12 protein-coding genes are annotated in these 18268 nt (G+C 67.6%); 5 read left to right on the plus strand and 7 right to left on the minus strand.

Annotation, left to right across the window (positions count from 1 at the left end):
- Positions 1-5 precede the first annotated feature (5 nt).
- Positions 6-1775, minus strand: coding sequence for a cytochrome c biogenesis protein DipZ (locus tag O0J15_RS06090; protein WP_308305312.1), 1770 nt, complete (start codon positions 1773-1775; stop codon positions 6-8).
- A gap of 2 nt (positions 1776-1777) precedes the next feature.
- Positions 1778-2350 carry a peptide-methionine (R)-S-oxide reductase MsrB gene (msrB, locus tag O0J15_RS06095; protein ID WP_111097713.1) on the minus strand — a complete coding sequence of 191 codons (573 nt, stop codon included), beginning with the start codon at positions 2348-2350 and terminating at the stop codon, positions 1778-1780.
- Between the two features lie 144 nt (positions 2351-2494).
- On the opposite strand from msrB, the gene O0J15_RS06100 reads away from it, so the two are divergent.
- Together O0J15_RS06100 and O0J15_RS06105 are read left to right on the plus strand one after the other, a co-directional pair.
- Entirely contained in the window at positions 2495-3214 is a 720-nt protein-coding gene (locus O0J15_RS06100; protein ID WP_005407947.1) for a response regulator transcription factor, read from the plus strand.
- Complete coding sequence (locus tag O0J15_RS06105) at positions 3211-4680, plus strand: HAMP domain-containing sensor histidine kinase (protein ID WP_180877027.1); 1470 nt, start codon at positions 3211-3213, stop codon at positions 4678-4680. Before O0J15_RS06100 ends, O0J15_RS06105 begins: the two co-directional genes overlap by 4 nt.
- Here the strand turns inward: O0J15_RS06105 and O0J15_RS06110 are convergent.
- Together O0J15_RS06110 and O0J15_RS06115 are read right to left on the minus strand one after the other, a co-directional pair.
- Complete coding sequence (locus tag O0J15_RS06110; protein ID WP_111102060.1) at positions 4677-6023, minus strand: ATP-binding protein; 1347 nt, start codon at positions 6021-6023, stop codon at positions 4677-4679. The genes O0J15_RS06105 and O0J15_RS06110 overlap by 4 nt on opposite strands.
- On the minus strand, positions 6020-6709 hold the full coding sequence (locus O0J15_RS06115; RefSeq protein ID WP_010484092.1) for a winged helix-turn-helix domain-containing protein: 690 nt from the start codon (positions 6707-6709) through the stop codon (positions 6020-6022). Before O0J15_RS06115 ends, O0J15_RS06110 begins: the two co-directional genes overlap by 4 nt.
- Before the next feature lie 347 nt (positions 6710-7056).
- Between O0J15_RS06115 and asnB the strand changes: the two genes are divergently transcribed.
- Complete coding sequence (gene asnB, locus O0J15_RS06120) at positions 7057-8958, plus strand: asparagine synthase (glutamine-hydrolyzing) (RefSeq protein ID WP_308305313.1); 1902 nt, start codon at positions 7057-7059, stop codon at positions 8956-8958.
- A gap of 432 nt (positions 8959-9390) precedes the next feature.
- Here asnB and O0J15_RS06125 read toward each other — a convergent pair whose 3' ends face one another.
- Both O0J15_RS06125 and queD read right to left on the minus strand, forming a co-directional pair.
- Positions 9391-9738: a phasin family protein gene (locus O0J15_RS06125; protein WP_019660945.1), complete on the minus strand. Its 348-nt coding sequence runs from the start codon at positions 9736-9738 to the stop codon at positions 9391-9393.
- Positions 9739-9855: 117 nt separating this feature from the next.
- Positions 9856-10218, minus strand: a complete 363-nt coding sequence (gene queD, locus O0J15_RS06130; protein WP_308305314.1) for a 6-carboxytetrahydropterin synthase QueD — start codon at positions 10216-10218, stop codon at positions 9856-9858.
- Positions 10219-10410: 192 nt separating this feature from the next.
- Here queD and O0J15_RS06135 point away from each other — a divergent pair, with 192 nt between their 5' ends.
- Both O0J15_RS06135 and O0J15_RS06140 read left to right on the plus strand, forming a co-directional pair.
- Positions 10411-13050 (plus strand): TonB-dependent receptor, encoded by a 2640-nt coding sequence (locus O0J15_RS06135; RefSeq protein ID WP_308305315.1) that lies wholly within the window; start codon positions 10411-10413, stop codon positions 13048-13050.
- 73 nt (positions 13051-13123) lie between these two features.
- Positions 13124-15718, plus strand: a complete 2595-nt coding sequence (locus O0J15_RS06140; RefSeq protein ID WP_308305316.1) for a M14 family zinc carboxypeptidase — start codon at positions 13124-13126, stop codon at positions 15716-15718.
- 548 nt (positions 15719-16266) lie between these two features.
- Here the strand turns inward: O0J15_RS06140 and O0J15_RS06145 are convergent.
- Entirely contained in the window at positions 16267-17679 is a 1413-nt protein-coding gene (locus O0J15_RS06145; RefSeq protein ID WP_019660948.1) for a DEAD/DEAH box helicase, read from the minus strand.
- Positions 17680-18268 lie beyond the last annotated feature (589 nt).

Here is an 18268-nt window from a genome sequence, read left to right on the forward strand (position 1 = left end):
CCGTTTCAACCAAAAGTGAAGGCATAGGCCTGCACGCCCGCATCGAGGAATTCGATCTCGAAGCGGTGCGGACCGACCGTGCCGCGCTGGCGCACCAGCTGGTACAGGCGGTGCTCGTCGACCACGCCACTGCCATCGGCATCGACATCGCTGCCAGCATCGGCGGCGGGCAGCGGCTTGCCGTCCAGCCAGACGCGAAAGCGCACCGGCGTGCCGTCGCGGGTCGGTGCCAGCACCAGGTGCAGGTCGCGCGCATGGAACTGGAAGGCAATGCGGCCACCGGCCCGCTGCAGCTCTGCGGCCTCGTCGGTAATGGTCCAGTGGCCGGACAGTCCCCACTGGTTCAACGCCAGGGTGGTCGGCAGCGTGTAGTCGAACGCGCTGTCGCTGCGCTGTCCGCCGGGTGAGGCGAACTGCTCGGCACGGGCGTGGCCGAGGTAGGTTTCCGGCGAGCGCAGGTTGCCCATGTCGGCCTGCACGGCCACGCCCTTCAGGTCGGCGGCAGCGGGATCGGCCGGTGGCGGCAGGTTCGTCTGCCCGGCTTCGGCCAGCAGGCGACGGATCACCTGTTCCGAGCGCGCGTAGTTGCCTTCGCCGAACTGGTGGCCGCGGATGTTGCCCTGCGCATCGACGAAGTACTGCGCCGGCCAGTAGCGGTTGTTGAACGCGCGCCAGATCGTGTACTGGTTGTCGAGCGCCACCGGGTACTCGACCTTCAGCTGCTGCACCGCCTTCATCACGTTGCGTGGGTTACGCTCGAAGGCGAACTCCGGCGTGTGTATGCCGATCACCACCAGGCCGTGGTCACGGTAGCGGCGTTCCCATTCGTGCACGAACGGCATCGCGCGCAGGCAGTTGATGCAGGAGTACGTCCAGAAATCGACCAGTACCACCTTGCCGCGCAGCTGCTGGGCCGTCAGCGGTGGGCTGTTGAGCCAGCCGGTGGCGCCGTCCAGCGCGGGCAGGGTGCCTTCCACCGGCAGCGGTGCATCGGCTGCGGCGTTGGCACCGGCCATCATCATCATCGGCGGTGCCGCCGGCTGCGCGCCGGGTACCGCATCCAGCAGGCTCTGCTCGATGCGTGCGGTGCTGACCGTCGAAAGACGGGTGAGCAGGCCGGTATCCCAGCCCAGACCAATCGCCACCACCGCCAGCAGCGCGGCTACGCCCAGCACCTTGCGCAGTGCGTCGCCGAGACCAAGCCGCGCCTGCAGTGCGCGGAACACGCGGCCGCCCACCCACACCGCCAGTGCCAGCGCGGTGATCGCGCCCAGCGCATACGCCAGCAGCAGCGTGCTGGTGCCGACGCTGGCACCGTGCAGGGCGGCGCCGGTCAGCACCAGGCCGAGGATCGGCCCGGCGCACGGTGCCCACAGCAGGCCAGTGGCGATGCCGATCAGCAGCGAGGTCCATGCGCCGCCACGCCCAGCGGCATCAGCGGCATCGGCGCGCGCGCTCAAGTGGGCACCCATGCGCTGGAACGGCGCCAGCAGACGGTCGGCCAGTCGTGGCCACAGCAGGGCGACCGCGAACAACGCCATCAGCAGCAGGGCGATCCAGCGTCCGACCTGGTTGGCCTGCGCCACCCATTGGCTGCCCACGGCGGCGAGGCTGGCGACCACGGTGAAGGTGAGCGCCATGCCCAGCAGCAACGGCAGCGTGCTGCGCAGGAAGGGGCGGTCGGCACGCGCGAACACGAACGGCAGCACCGGCAGGATGCACGGGCTGAGCAGGGTCAGCGCGCCGCCGAGGTAGGCAAGCAGCAACAGCAGCATCGTCAGGCTCCGGAAGCAGGGGAAGAACCGACCGGCACCCGCCAGCCGTCGGCGGTACCGTCCGTGGCGCCGGGAACGAACACCATCGCCGCACCGTTCATGCAGTAGCGCAGCCCCGTCGGGCGCGGGCCGTCGTTGAACACGTGTCCAAGGTGGCCACCACAGCGGCGGCAGTGCACCTCTACCCGCAGCATCCCGAAGGTCACGTCGCGGTCTTCGCCGATGGCGTTGTGCAGCGGTGCCCAGAAGCTGGGCCAGCCGGTGCCGCTCTCGAACTTGGTGGAGGAGGAGAACAGCGGCAGTGCACAGCCGGCGCAGGCGAAGGTGCCTTGCCGGTGTTCCTTGTTGAGCGGGCTGCTCCAGGGGCGTTCGGTGCCCTGCTGGCGCAGCACCGCGTACTGCGCCGGGGTCAACCGCTGGCGCCATTGCGCATCGCTGTGCATGACCTCGAACTGTCGCGGCGGGCGCGCTTCAGCGGCCGCCGGGGCGGCGCGGCTGCAGGCCCCCAGACCGAGCAGGCCGGCAGCGGTGGCAACACCACCCAGGCCCAGCAGATGGCGGCGGGACAGGGACATGGCGGACTCCGGGAAGGGGCGACGGGGCCATGCTGCACCCGCCCGGGTCAACGAATCCTCACGCAGGATTCAATTTTTCGTGAGGTATCGGCGGCCGCCCCGCGCCACAATGCTGCCAGCCTCCCCACTGGCCCCGAGCTGCCGATGTCGACCAAACGCGTGCTGATCGTTGAAGACGATGCCCACATCGCCGACCTGCTGCGCATGCACCTGGGCGATGAGGGCTACGACGTGGCCCATGCCGCCAGCGGCGATGCCGGCCTGCGCCTGCTGGAGCAGGAAGGTCCGTGGGATGCATTGGTGCTGGACGTGATGCTGCCCGGCGTGGATGGCCTGCAGGTCTGCCAGCGTGCACGCGCGATGGCGCGCTATGTGCCGATCATCATCATCAGCGCGCGCGGCAGCGAAACCCAGCGCATCGTCGGCCTGGAACTGGGCGCGGACGATTATCTGGCAAAGCCCTTCTCGATGCCGGAACTGGTAGCGCGGGTGCGCGCATTGCTGCGCCGCGCCGAGGCGATGGCGCAGAGCGCACGCATCGATGCCGGCGCGATCGAACTGGGCGGCCTGCAGCTGGATCCGGTCGCGCGCACCGCCTCGGTGGATGGCAACGCGCTGGAGCTGACCCCGCGCGAGTTCGACCTGCTCCTGTTCTTCGCCCGTCATCCGGACCAGGTGTTCGCGCGCATGGAACTGCTCAACCAGGTCTGGGGCTACCAGCACGATGGCTACGAACACACGGTCAACACCCATATCAATCGCCTGCGCAGCAAGATCGAGCCGGACCCGGCCAACCCACGGCGGTTGCTGACGGTGTGGGGCCGCGGCTACAAGCTGGTCGATCCGGCCGGGGCGGCGGCATGATCAAGCCGAACCTGTGGCAGAAGCTGGCGGTGGTGACCGCTGCGCTGATGCTGGCGTGCTGCATGGCGCTGCTTGCACTGCAGATGCGGGCCAACACCCGCCACGAGCAGGAGGTGGTACAGCGGCTGTCGCTGGGCCTGGCCGAGCACATTGCCCAGCGCAGCGAGCTGATGGATACCAGCGGCATGCGCGATGCCGCCGTGCGCGCGCTGTTCGGCCAGCTGATGGCGGTCAACCCCAGCGTCGAGGTCTACCTGCTGGACGACCAGGGCCGCATCCTTGGCCACGATGCGCCCAGTGGGCACCTGGTGCGCACCCGGGTGGACGTGGCGCCGCTGCGCCGCCTGCTGGCGGGAGCACCGTTGCCGATCCTCGGTGATGATCCGCGCAGCGCCGATGGCCGCAAGGTGTTCAGTGCTGCACCGTTGATCGTGCAGGGCCGCCAGGCCGGCTATGTGTACGTGGTGCTGGTGGGCGAGCACCGGCAGATGCTGGCCGACGACCTCGCCGCCGGCAGCCAGTGGAACACCACGCTGTGGTCGGTGGCACTCGTTGGTGGCCTCGGCCTGCTGGCCGGGCTGGTGGCCTTCTACTGGGTGACACGCCCGCTGCGGCGGCTGACCCGACGCATCCAGGCCTTCGACATCGATGCACCCACGCCACTGCCGCCGGCGGAGCCGCTGCGCCCGGGTGAGCGCGATGAACTGGTGATCCTCGAACATGCGCATGCGCAGATGGCGCAACGGTTGGGCGAGCAGTGGCAGCAGCTGCGCCAGCAGGATCTGCAGCGCCGCGAGCTGGTCGCCAACATCTCGCATGACCTGCGTACGCCGTTGTCGTCGCTGCATGGCTACCTGGAAACACTGGCGTTGAAGGACGCCACGCTGTCGCCGGACGAGCGGCGCCGTTATCTCGGCATCGCGCTGGCACAGAGTGCCAAGGTCGGCCGGCTGGCACGCGCGCTGTTCGAGCTGGCGCGGCTGGAACATGGCGAAGTGCGCCTGGAGTGGGAAGTGTTCGCGCTGCCGGAACTGCTGCAGGATGTGCTGCAGAAATTCGAGCTGGCGGCGCAGGCGCGCAACCAGCACCTGCACGCCGAGTTCCCGCCCGGCCTGCCGCTGGTGCGTGCTGATCTGGGCCTGGTCGAGCGGGTGCTGACCAACCTGCTCGACAACGCGCTGCGGCATGCACCCGAGGGTGGGCAGATCGAGGTGCGCCTGCGCGCAACCGATGACAGCGTGGAGGTGAGCGTGGCCGATGATGGCCCCGGGGTGGCGCCAGCGCTGCGCACCCACCTGTTCCAGGCACCGGCCGCGCTCGGCGCTCGGCGTGGCGACAACGGCGGGCTGGGCCTGCTGATCGTGCAGCGCATCGTGCAGCTGCATGGGCGCAGGATCGAACTGCGTGACAGCGCGAGCGGCGCGTTGTTCGTGTTTGCCCTGCCACGCGCCGAACCGGCGGCCTAGCAGGCCGGTTCGCCCGTCACCGCACCGCCGCTTTCCAGCGGCAGTTTCAGGCGGATGCACGCACCTCCCAGTTCGGAGTCGGTCACTTCAACGTGGCCGCCGTGCTTGTCGGCCACCACCTGCACCAGCGCCAGGCCGAGGCCGAAGCCCGGGCTGCCCGGGTCCAGCCGCACGTAGGGTTGCAGTACCTGGCCGCGCAGTTCGGGTGCGATGCCGGGGCCGTCGTCCTCCACCTGCAGGCACAGCCAGCCGTCATTGACGGTGCTGGCAATACGGATCTGCCGGCGCGCGTAACGCAGTGCATTGCCGAGCAGGTTGCGCAGTGCCAGCTCCAGCATGTGCCGGTTGACGTTGACCAGGCCCACCGGCGACAGCGCCTGCTGCACCGGCACCGGCAGCGGCGCGAACTGGGCGACCACGCCGCGCACCAGCGCCGCCAGCTGCAGGCGCTGGCGGGTCAGCTGATGGCAGCGACCCAGTGCGGCGTACTCGACGCCGGCGTCGGTCAGGTGCTGCAGCCGATCCACATCGGTGCGCAGGCCGCCCAGCGCATCGCGCTGCACGTCGTCGAGTGCGCTGTCTTCCAGCTCGGCCAGGCCGAAACGCATCCGTGCCAACGGCGTGCGGACTTCGTGCGCCACCGCCTGCGCGAGCACCCGCTGGCTTTCCAGCAGTTGCTGCAGCTGCTCGGCCATGTGGTTGAAGGCATTGGCCAGCGGCCGCACCAGTGCGGTGCCGGCGCGCGGCGCACGCGTGTCCAGCTGGCCGTCGCGCATCCGCCGCGCCGCCTGGGCCAGCTGCGAGACGTCGCGCCACAGCCGGTAGACCATCACGTACATCGGCAGTGCCACCGCCACCATCAGGATCAGCAGCAGGATCGCCACGCCGGAGACTTCGCTGTCCTGCCAGCTTTCGTCAGGCAGCGCTTCGTCCAGCGGCCCCAGCATCAGCGCGTAGCCGCTGTCACCGATGCGCTGCAGGCTGCGCATGTGCTCCAGGTCGATCTGCACCCGGCCGTTGTTGAATGGCGGTCGCTGGCTGGACTGCAGCGCCTTCACCGCCTCGGCCAAAGGAACCAGGCGTAGGGCATAGGCGAAATCAGCGTCGAGTTCGCGGGCCAGCGCCGGCCACTGTTCACGCGGGGTTTCGGCGAAGCGATGCTGCAGCAGCGCGTGCGTGCCGCGCATCTCGGCCTGCAGGCCGGCTTCGGTGCGGTCTTCCAGCAGGGCATCCCAGGCCCACAGGCCCAGCACGATCAGCAACAGATGGGCGAGCAGGAAGCCGATGCCGTAGCGCAGGAAGTGGAAGGCGTGGCCGCGCATCGCCGACGGCGTGCGCGTCATCCCCATGCCGAGCGGCTGAACAGGTAGCCGCGGCCGCGAACGGTCTTGATCCGTTCTGGCTGCTCCGGGTTGTCGCCCAGCTTGCGGCGCAGGCGCGAGATGCGGGCATCGATCGAGCGGTCCAGGCCGTCGAAGGCGATCCCGCGCAGGCCGCGCAGCAGCGCATCGCGGTCCAGGATCTGGCCGGCGTTGCTGGCCAGCAGGAACAGCAGGTCGAACTCGGCCGTGGTGAGCTCCAGCAGGCCGCCCTGCAGGTGTACGTTGCGGGTGGAAGGGTCGATGTTCAGCTCGCCGAAGCGCAGGCTGCCGTCACGTGGCTCGACCCGGCGGTGGCGGCGCAGGTGGGCACGCAGCCGGGCCAGCAGCACCCTCGGTTCGATCGGTTTGCCGATGTAATCGTCGGCCCCCAGTTCCAGGCCCAGCACCTGGTCGATGTTGTCGGTGCGGGCGGTCAGCACGCAGATGATGCCGTCATAGTGGGGCCGGATCTGCCGACACACTTCGAAACCATCCTGGTCGGGCAGGCCGACATCGAGCAGGACCAGCGCCGGCTTTTCCGCCAGGATCCGGGCCACTGCCCGTTCGCCGCTGCGTTCATGGGCGACCTGGTAGCCATGCCGCTGCAGGTAGTCACTGACCATCGTTCCCAGGCGGGCATCGTCTTCGACCAGTACGATATCCAGCATTTCCAAGGCCTCCGTGGACGCAAACGTACCGCCACGGCACGAGCGCGGCGATGCTATCCCAGCCTGCGGGCCGCCCGGGTCCAGCGGGTGGGCGCCATTCAGCCGGGGTTGCTGGCGCTGGGGCCGCACTCCAGGCCTGGCAACAGCTTGGCGTTGAGCATAGCCTGAGGCTGTTACAAAGCGTTACCTTCGTGATACGTCTGGTGACCATCGCTGACAGCAACGCGACTGACGCGGGGCCGTCAGGGCGCAGAGCATGGAGTCTCCTCCGCTCCGCGTGCCGTTCCCATGTCGCCCGCCCTCTACCTGCTGAACCCGTCCCGCCGCTGCCGCTGCAGAGGTGCCCGATGAGTGGCGTGGTCGGGGCCTGGCTGCCACCTGCCGAGGACGAACACCTGCTGCAGCGCCTGGCACCGATGCTGCGCGCCCTGCAGCAGCGCGGCCGGGGCCGCATTGGCTACTGGACCGACGCCGGGGCCGGCCTGGCACTGGGCCACTGCCGGGCGCCCACCGATACGCCATTACAGCCGCTGAGCTCGGACTGCGGTCGCTACGTGCTGTGCCTGGACGGCCGCCTGTACAACCGCAGTGACCTGCAGGCGCAGCTGCGCGACCTGCCACGCAGTTGCAGCGATGCGCGGCTGCTGCTGCAGGCGATCGTCGAATGGGGCGTGGAGCGGGCGCTGTCGCGCATCGAGGGCGCGTTCGGTTTCAGTGTGTGGGACCGGGAGGCGCGCGAACTGTGGCTGGCCCGCGACCGGGTCGGCGAGCGGCCGCTGTACTACGGTTGGTACCAGGGCCAGTTCCTGTTTGCCTCGGAGTTGAAGGCGCTCCAGGCCTTCGCCGGATTTGCCCCTGGCATCGACCAGGATGCGCTGAGCCTGCTGTTGCGCCATGACTATGTGCCGGCACCACACACCATCTACCGCGGTATCCACAAGCTGGTGGCCGGCGCGATGCTGCGCATCGATCTGAATGACCATGCGGCTGGCGGTTCCAGCCAGGCCACACAGGGCGGCTCACGCTACTGGTGTGCACGCGATGCGATGCAGAGCGCGCTGCAGGAACCACTGCAGCCGGCACCCAGCCTGGAGCAGGCCACCGACCAGCTGGAAGCGGTACTGCAGAAGGCCATTGCCGCACGCATGCACTCGCCGCTGGCCTGCGGCGCGTTCCTGTCCGGAGGCACCGATTCCTCATTGGTAACCGCAATGATGCAGGCGCAGTCGACTCTGCCGATCGAAGCCTGGACGGTCGGTTTCGACGATCCCGGCCATGATGAGAGCGACTGGGCCTCGCAGGTCGCGCGTCACCTGGGCGTGCAGCATCACCTGCACCGCATGGACGCGCGCCAGGGCCTGGACCTGCTGCAGCGCCTGCCGCAGGTCTGGTGCGAGCCGTTCGCCGATGCCTCGCAGCTGCCGACCCTGCTCGCCAGCGAACTGCTGGGCGCTCGCAAGCCGGTTGCACTGACCGGTGATGGCGGCGATGAACTGTTCTTCGGTCACCCCAGCTACGGCCGCGCGCTGCGCAACGCACGCCTGTGCGGCGGCCTGCCGGACTGGGTGCGTGACCTGGCACGGCGCAGCGGCAACCGGATGAACGTGGAGCGAGGCCGCCTCGGCGGCTGGCGTGCGCTGGTGGCGGAAGTCGCCGCCAACGACGTGGAAGGCCACTACCTGCAGCGCGTGACGCGCTGGCGGCAGCCGGCGCAGGTAGTGCTGGGTGCGCGTGAGCCGCTGACGATCTTCCAGCAGCAGGACACGGCGCTGCCGGCCGAGGCGCGCATCCAGCTGCTGGATTTCCGCATGGACCTGGCCGAGGGCATCCTTGCCAAGGTTGATCGCGCGGGCATGGCGGCGGGCGTTGAAACCCGTGCGCCATTGCTGGACATGGAGGTGGTGCGCCTGGCCTGGCGCCTGCCGCAGCACCTGAAGTACCACGATGGCGAACACAAACTCATTCTGAAGAATCTGTTGGCACGTTACCTGCCCGAGCCGCTGGTGTACCGTCCCAAGCGTGGCTTTGGCCCGCCCATGGCGCGCTGGCTGGCCGGTCCGTTGCGCGATTGGGCGGAGGCGCTGCTGGACCCGCAGCTGCTTCGCAACCAGGGCTGCTTCGATGCGGCACGCGTGCGCGGCATCTGGGAAGCGTTCCTGCGCGGCGAGCGCAAGTGGCACACGCACCTGTGGAACGTGCTGATGTTCCAGGCGTGGCACCAGCATTGGCATGGTGGTCGCGGGCGCTGAGGTTCCTTCGCGGGTTGTCCTGCGCGGCGCAGGGCGGAGGCCCTTGCGTACGAATGTCCTCCGGCGCCGGCCGTTGGCCGTCACCTCCCCCTTTACTTCGTACGCAAGGGCATCCGCCCTGCGTTCGGAGTTCGTCGGCGCCTCGTTGAAAGGCGCCACGAGCGCTGCGCTTTACCTGCCGTAAGCCGAGTCTCGTCGGGGCGGGCGGGGGGCTGGGCAAAGTAAAGGAGGAGGTGGCGGCCAACGGCCGGCGCCGGGACATTTGCCCAGGCCCCTGCCTGTCCCTGCGGGGCCCCTCAGTTCGCAGAGACATCGGACGAAGACGCACTCCGGAATCCGGACGCCAGGCAAAAAAAGACCCGGCAGAGGGAGGGATCTGCCGGGTCCGGATTGCATGGGGGGAGGGACCCACGCAATGAGCGTTGCGTCGCGTCAGTGGTTGCTCGCGTCCGCCGTTGATTCGTTGTAACCCTGCACCAGTTCGGACCACGCCTTGCTGGCCACCAGGCCGAGACCGACCACGTCCTGCTGGGCCTGGCCCAGCCGCTGCAGGTTGTCCTGCCACAGCTGTGCGCCCTTGTTGAGCATCCCGGCCGCGTCGTCGCTGCGGGCCAGTTCGCCCAGCCAGCCGCCGGTCGCGGTCAGGTTGCGCTCCATCACCTTCAACTGCACGCCGAACATGCTTTCCGCATTCTCCAACGCCAATCGGTTTGCGCGCGTTGCGGCGGCGGCGAACTGGCGGGTGGCATCACTGAAGCGATCGCTGAAGGCGGCGGCCATGGGGGCATCAGGGAGTGGCTTGATGCATTGCAGCATACGCCGTTGATGCGGCAATGCAACAAAAATAACAAAGGCGCTCAGGGCGCCTTTGAAAAGCCTTTCAGATCAATGGGTTGATCAGGCCGTCGGGCCGCGGTAGCGACAGCCGGAGGTGCAGGTTTCGTGCACGGTGATCTCGCTCAGCGCCGGCAGGCTGGGCTTGAGTTGGTTCCAGATCCACACCGCCAGGTTCTCGCTGGTCGGGTTCTCCAGGCCGGGGATGTCGTTGAGGTAGTGATGGTCCAGGCGGTCATAGATCGGCTGGAAAGCCGCCTTCACGTCGCCGAAGTCCATGATCCAGCCGGTCTGCGCGCCGGGCTCGCCCTCGACCTTCAGTTCCACCCGGAACGAGTGGCCATGCAGGCGCGCGCACTTGTGACCCGGCGGCACGTTGGGGAGGCGGTGCGCCGCCTCGAGCATGAAGACTTTGAAGATTTCCATGGCGCGATTGTACGCCGCAGATGGCCGGCCATCCTGAGCGATTGTTGGCCTTTCGTGAAGTAATTCTTTCCATCCGGATGAAGAGATGATAGTTTCTCTTATATCCGTATGAAGAGATGTTATTGGCCGGACCCCGGCCTGGCATGGACTACTGCGGAACTACGTCGCCCTTTCCACCTCCCCCACATCGTCATGCCCAAGCACACCCTGCTCGTGGCGGCCCTGGCCGTCGCTCTGGCCGCGCCTTTGTCCGCCGCCGCCGAAACCTCCGCCGACGCCAGTGGCGAAGCCAGCACCCTGGCCGCCGTGCGCGTCACCGGTTCCAACATCAAGCGCACCGATACCGAGGCCTCCAACCCGGTGCAGGTGATCGGCCGCCAGCAGTTGGAACAGACCGGCAAGGCCACCGTCGCCGACGTGCTGCGCTCGATCTCGGCCAACACCGGCAACGCTGCCAACGAAACCACCAACAATGGCTGGGCGTCCGGCTCGGCCGGCATCGGCCTGCGCGGCCTGTCGCAGAAGAACACGCTGGTGCTGCTCAACGGCCGCCGGCTGGCCAACTACGGCTTCCCGGCCGGTGGCCTGTCCGACACCTTCGTCGATCTCAATGCGCTGCCGCTGGTCGCGGTCGAGCGCATTGAGGTGCTCAAGGACGGCGCCTCGGCGGTGTACGGCTCCGACGCCGTGGCCGGCGTGGTCAACATCATCACCCGGCAGAACTTCGAAGGCGCCGAGATCGGCGGCAGCTTCGGCGGTGCCGACCAGGGCGGCCTGCACGAGCAGAACCTGAAGTTCGTCGGTGGCCTGGGTGATCTCGACACCGATGGCTACAACATCCTCTTCAGCCTGCAGGGGTACAACCGTGAGCGCCTGGACCAGGACGAACGCAACCTGACCAGGAGCGGCATCTACACCGACAAGCCGGGTGGCCGCTGGAACGGCTGGTCGGCCAAGGGTGCGCGCTACCTGGTCAACGGCGTGTCGGTACCGATGCTCGACGCCAACGGCAACTGCCCGGCCGGCACCACCCGCGTTGCCAGCGCGCCGATTGATGGCCTGTCCGGTGACACCTGCGGCTTCAACCAGGCGCCGTTCACCACGCTGATCCCCTCGACCAAGCGTTACCAGGCCTATGCCAACGGCACCTTCCGCCTGAACGACAACGTCGAGGCCTTTGGCGAAGTGCTGTACAGCCAGATCAAGAGCGCCGCCTGGTTCGGCAGCAGCCCGTTCTTTACCCTGGAAAGCGGCCGCTTCGCGTTGAACGCCAACAGCGGCCTGGCCGAGCCGGTGTCGTCGCTGCTGCCGGCCAACAATCCGTACAACCCGTACGGCCGCGCGATCCCAATCGAGTACACCTTCTTCGACCTCGGCGGCACGATCAAGACCAACCGTTCCACCGCCTACCGCGGCGTGTTCGGCCTGCGTGGCACCACCGCGTCGTGGGATTGGGAAGTGGCCGCGTTCGGCGCACGCAGCAGCGAGCGCGAGAGCGTGTCCGGCGGCTTCGCCAACCGCTGGGCGCTGGCCGATGCGCTGGCCACGGGCAGCTACAACCTGCTCAACCCGGCGGCCACGCCGCAGTCGGTGCGTGATTCGATCAACATCGCCACGCTGCGTCCGGCCGAATCCAAGCTGCAGGGTATCGATGCGAAGATTTCCGGCAGCCTGGGCCATACCTGGGCGGGTGAGATCGGCTTCGCGGCCGGTGCCGAGTGGCGCCGCGAAAAGCTCGACTCCAACAACCCGTGGCAGATCGATGCCGGCCTGCAGGTGCGCCCGGCCATTGCCGAAGTACACGGCAAGCGCCAGGTCAGTGCGGCCTACGCCGAAGTGAACGTGCCGCTGGCCTCGACGCTGGAGCTGTCCGCCGCCGCGCGCGCCGACCACTACGACGATTTCGGCGATGCGTTCTCGCCGAAGATCGGCCTGCGCTGGCAGCCCCTGGATGTCCTGCTGGTGCGTGCGTCCGCTTCGAAGGGCTTCCGCGCACCGTCGCTGTCGGAAAACTCCAACAGCACCAGCATCGCCTACGGCAGCGTGGTTGATCCGCGTGATCCGGACGTGCCGGGCTCGCGCCAGAACCCGACCTTCTTCACCGTCGGTAACAACGCACTGAAGCCGGAGCGAACCAAGAGCGTGAACTTCGGCGTGGTGCTGTCACCGTGGGCCAACACCAACCTGAGCGTGGACTATTACCGCATCCAGCTGGACAACCTGGTCGGCACCAACAATACCCAGACCCTGGTCAACGACAACGTGGCTGGCGCGGTGCAGCGCGATGAGCGCGGCAAGCTGCAGGCGGTCTACAACCGCTACCAGAACCTGAGCGAGCTGAAGACCTCGGGTATCGACGTCGAACTGCGGCAGCGCATCCCGACCGCGGCGCTGGGTGACTTCACCGTGTCCTCGGCCTATACCCACGTGCGCGACTACCGTCGCCCGACCCTGGTCGGTGGCCCGCTGGTGGACTACGCCGGCAGCAACCTGGGCGCGACCCTGCCCAAGGACAAGGCCACCACCACGCTGGACTGGAAGTACGGCGATTTCAACGCAGCCGTGACCTGGTACTACACCAGCAGCTACCGCCAGGAAGCCAGCACCGCAGCCAAGGCCGTGCAGCAGCGCGTCGGCAGCTATAGCCAGTACGACCTGTACCTGGGCTACACCGGCATCGACAAGCTGACGCTGTATGCCAAGGTGCAGAACCTGGCTGACAAGACGCCGCCGTACGACGCTTCGTTCCCGGGCATCCGCGCGCCATACGACTTCAGCCAGTACGACCTGCGCGGCCGCTACTTCACGCTGGGCTTCGATTACCGCTTCTGATCCATCCGCTGCGGCCGGTTTCTTCAGGGAGCCGGCCGCGCGACCGTCTGCCGTTGTGTCCTGGGGAGTCACCGTGTCCTTGCATCGTCGTGCCGTTCTTCCGTTGCTGATCGCCGCCGCCACCGCACTGTCCTGCCCGCAGCCAGCGCAGGCACAGAGTGCGTACTTCTTCCCGCAGGCCGTCGACGCGGCCGCGTTCGATACGTCCATTCCCACACCCGAGCAGTTCCTTGGCTACCCGATCGGCAGCCGTTACACCCGGCACGACCAGCTGGTGGCGTACTTCCAGGAACTGGCGAAACGCTCGGACAAGATCAGCGTGCGCGAGATCGGCCGCAGTTACGAGGGCCGCCCGTTGCTGATCGCCACGGTAACCGCTGCCGGTAACCACGCGCGGTTGGAACAGATCCGCCAGCAGCACGCGACCCTGGTCGATCCGGCGCAGCCGCGCAGTGCGGCGGGCGACAGCCCGGTGGTGGTGTGGCTAGGTTACAGCGTGCATGGCAACGAGACCTCCAGCGCCGAGGCGGCGATGCTGACCGCCTACTACCTGGTGGCCAACCGCAGTGCCGAGACCCAGCAATGGCTGCAGCAGGCGGTGGTGCTGTTCGACCCGGCGCAGAATCCGGACGGTCGCGATCGCGCCGCCAACTGGCACAACGCGTGGGCCTCCGATCCGGCCTCGGCCGACCCGGCTGACAAGGAGCACGTCGAGCCGTTCCCGCAGGGCCGCACCAACCACTACTTCACCGATCTCAACCGCGACTGGCTGGCCCTGACCCAGCAGGACTCGCGGCCGAAGGTGGAGGTGTTCCACCAGTGGTACCCGAACGTGCAGATCGACTTCCACGAAATGGGCAAGGACAGCACGTACTACTTCGAGCCTTCGCCGAAGAGCATGCACAGCCCGTTGATTCCGGCGCCGTCGTACGAGTTCAACAAGACCCTGGCCAAGTACCATGCGCAGGCGCTGGATGCCTTGGGTTCGCTGTACTACACCGGCGAGAATTTCGACAACTTCTCGCCGGTGTACGGCTCGACCTATCCGGACTTCCACGGCGCGGTCGGCGTCACCGTCGAGCAGGCCAGTTCGCGTGGCCGCGTGCAGGAATCGGTGAATGGCCTGCTGACCTTCCCGTTCACCATCCGCAACCAGGTCGCCACCGGGCTGGGCACGGTGCGTGGTGCAGTGGCCGAGCGCAGTGGCCTGTTCGACCTGCAGAAGCAGTTCTTCCAGAGCGCGCTGAAGCAGGCCGCACAGCAGCCGGTGAAGAGCTTCGTGTTCGGCGACGCGCACGATCCGGCACTGACCCGCCGCCTGCTGGAACTGTTGCTGCTGCATCGCATCGAGGTACGTGCGCTGGAGCGTGCAGTCACCGTCGATGGGCAGCGCTTCGATGCCGGCAGCGCCTACGTGGTGCAGGTGCAGCAGGCGCAGTTCCGCCTGGTGCATTCGATCTTTGCCGAGACGCCGCCGATCAAGGGGGATGTGTTCTACGGCAGCACCAGCTATGCAATCGCACCGGCCTACGGCGTGGCCTTCGCCGGTAGCCGCAGCCGTATCGAAGGCGGCGCACGGGTGAGTGCGTTGCCGGCGCAGCAGGGCGCGGTGCTGGGTGGCCAGGCCGGGTTCGCCTACGCGATCGACTGGCGCGACTACAACGCCGGGCGCGCGCTGGCCGCGCTGCAGGGCAAAGGCGTGAGCGCACGTGCGGCATTCCAGCCGTTCACCACCGCGACCGCGCAGGGCGACGTCAGCTTCGCCGCCGGCAGCCTGGTGATTCCGGTTGCCGGGCAAGCGCTGCAGGGCGCGGCGCTGCTTGAGGCAGTGACATCGGCCGCGCGCGAGGCAGGTGTGCAGGTGCACGCGCTGTCCAGTGGCCGCAGCCGCGAAGGCATCGATCTGGGCAGTGACGGCGTCAAGGCGCTGCGCAAACCCGCGGTTGCGCTGGTGATGGGTGAGGGCGTGGCCGCCACCGAGATCGGCTCGGCCTGGTTCCTGCTCGACCAGCAGTTGCATTTGCCTGCCAGCAAGCTGGACCCGCAGCAGCTGGGCAAAGTGTCCCTGGACCGCTACACCACGATCGTGCTGTCCGGGGGGACCTACACCGGCGTCGATACCACGGCGGTGGCTGCGCTGAAGCGCTGGGTGCAGGCGGGTGGCTCGCTGGTTACCTACGGCAGTGCATCGAAGTGGGCGATCGAGCAGAAGTTGGCCGACGGCGAGAAGCTCGGCAAGGAAGAAGACACTGCCGACGAGAGCCGCCGTGCATTCGGTGACCAGCGCGACATCGCCGCGATCGAGCGGGTCAGCGGCAACATCCTGAGCGCCGATGTGGACACCAGTCATCCGCTGGCGTTTGGCGTGCCGCGCCGGCAACTGGCGATCAACAAGGAGAGCACGGTGACGCTGCAGCCGAGCACGAATCCGTTCTCGACGGTGGTACGCATCGACACACCGCCGCGGGTGAATGGCTATCTTTCCGAGCGCAACCGTGCGCGGGTGGCGGGCAGCGCGTGGGTGCTGGTGTCGGCGCAGGGGCAGGGCAACGTGGTGCTGTTTGCCGATGACCCGGCGCACCGCAAGTACTGGCACGGCACGGACCGGTTGTTGATCAACGCGATCTTCTTCGGGAATCTGGTGAATCCGAGTAAGGCGCGGGGTTGAGGCGTTTGGCGCCGAGTCGTTGTTGTGCTTGGGAGGCAGGGGGCCTCAGCCAGGACACGCCGTGAACCCATCCATGGGGGCTCGATGGCGCCATCCTTGGCGCCAACGGTCCTGGCTGAGGCCCCCTGCCTCCCATGACAGTTTCCTGCGGGCGCGGACGCATCAGACCCCAAGGCGGGAGCAAGGGCAAAAGCAAAAGCAAAGGCAAAGCCAGGAATTGCGGCTTCGGCTTTTGACTTTGAATTTGAATTTGAATTTGAATTTCATCTTTCTTCTCCCGGCTACCCGGCGGGAGAAGAAGGCGCGGGCAATGCTTGAAGCGGATGGGCGTGGGGCCAGCGCAAAACCGTGAGGCGCATGGATGCGCCGACCGAGCCCCCATGGATGGGTTTACGGCGTGTTTTGCGCTGGCCCCACGCCCATCCGCCCTCAGCGCAGCACACCGCCGGCTTCTACTCACGATAGCCAGCAACAAAAAAGGACGGCGCGTCAGCGCCGTCCTTCGATAGCCCCCCGCGCACGGGAAGCACCCTCCATGTCAGCTGGGATCAGCCAGCGCGACCACCGCCGCCACCCTGGCCACGACCACGGCCGCCACCATTGCCACCACCGCCACGGCGCTGGCCCTGGCCGGCACCTGCACGCTGCTGGCCATTTCCACCGCCTTCGCGGCGGCCACCGCCGGCCTTCTTCGGGCCGGCATGCGCATGGCGCGGCGCATCACCGTGCGGACGGCGTGCGTGGCTCTTGCGCGGTGCGCGCTCGCCGGTATCGTGCTCAGCCTTGCCCGGCGCACTGTTGCCCCAGCGGATCGGAACCTGCAGTTCGAAGCCCGGTACATCGCGGATGTCCATGTCGCGGCCCAGCAGGCGCACGATCGCGCGCAGCAGCTTCACTTCATCCTGCGCCACCAGCGAAATCGCCTGGCCGGTCGCGCCGTTGCGGCCGGTACGACCGATGCGGTGCACGTAGTCCTCGGCCACCATCGGCAGGTCGAAGTTGATCACCTTCGGCAGCTCGTTGATGTCGATGCCGCGCGCAGCGATGTCGGTGGCCACCAGCACGGTCACGCGGCCGGCCTTGAAGTCGCCCAGCGCACGCAGGCGCTGGCCCTGGCTCTTGTTGCCATGGATCGCCGCAGTCTTGATGCCCGACTTTTCCAGGAACGTGGCCAGCTTGTCGCTGCCGTGCTTGGTACGGGCGAACACCAGGGTCTGCTCGCGGCTGTCCTGCGCCAGCAGGTGCAGCAGCAGGTCGCGCTTGCGGCCGGCATCGACCGGGTGCACGCGGTGGGTGATGGTTTCGGCCACGGTGTTCTTCGGCGTCACCTGGATCTGTTCCGGGTTGCGCATGAACTCCAGCGCCAGCTGGCGGATGTTGTCCTCGAAGGTGGCCGAGAACAGCAGGGTCTGGCGGTTCTGCTTCGGCAGCTTGGCCAGGATGCGCTTGATCGACGGCAGGAAGCCCATGTCGAGCATGCGGTCGGCTTCGTCCAGCACCAGCAGTTCAATGCCGGACAGGTCGACGCTGCGACGCTCCAGGTGGTCGATCAGGCGGCCCGGGCAGGCCACCAGCAGGTCCACGCCACGGCGCAGGATGTCCAGCTGGTTGCCCATGCCGACACCGCCGTAGATGCAGGCGCTGGGGATACGCAGGTACTTGCTGTAGCCGCGCAGGCTGTCATGCACCTGGGTGGCCAGTTCGCGGGTCGGGGCCAGGATCAGCGCACGCGGCTTGCGCGGGCCGGCACGCACTTCCTGCGAGGCGGTGCCCAGGTGCTGCAGCAACGGCAGGCCGAACGCGGCAGTTTTGCCGGTACCGGTCTGTGCGCCGGCCAGCAGGTCGCGACCGGCCAGCGCCAGCGGGATCGCCTGCTGCTGGATCGGGGTCGGGTTTTCGTAGCCCTGCTCGGCAAGCGCACGCAGCAGGAAGGGCGCCAGGCCCAGCGATTCAAAAGACATTGAGATTGCTCCAGGTACAAGAAACGCCTGTCCGAACGGACAGACGGGGGCAGATCAAAGTGATCGGCTGACTCGGAGCGTTCCCGTGAACCGCGCTGCGAGAAGTTGGGTGCAGCCGGCACGAAGCGCCGGCTGGAATGCGTGACGAACGGCGTCGGAGTGGGGGCGGGCGAAGAGGGCGGACCCTGGTCGCCGGCGGTCCCGGAGGGAAACGGACGGCCGCTGCAGACCTGCCTAGTCTAACCGATGGCTGAGACCTCGCGCAAAAAGGCCTGTTCAGGTAAGGGGTTCTCTCTGCAGGGCTGCGCCCTGCACCCGCAGAGGCTGAAGCAACGGCAAAGGCCGGATTCCTGTGGGTAGGCGGGGTGGGTCCGGTGGCAGGGGACGCTGCAAGTACGTCCATGTAAGCTCGGTCGCCGCATCCATGCGGCTCACGCCCCTGCAACCGGACCCACCCCGCCTTCGACGGTTTTCCGCGATCTGTCGGATCTCATTCGATCAATTTCGATGTCTGATCGATTTCGACGGTGAATGATGTGGATGTTCGATCCGTCATCGGGAAATTGTCGGGGGTGGGGCGGTGTGGGTG

It is taken from the genome of Stenotrophomonas sp. Sm10 (genome assembly GCF_030985515.1).
Lineage (GTDB): Bacteria > Pseudomonadota > Gammaproteobacteria > Xanthomonadales > Xanthomonadaceae > Stenotrophomonas > Stenotrophomonas hibiscicola.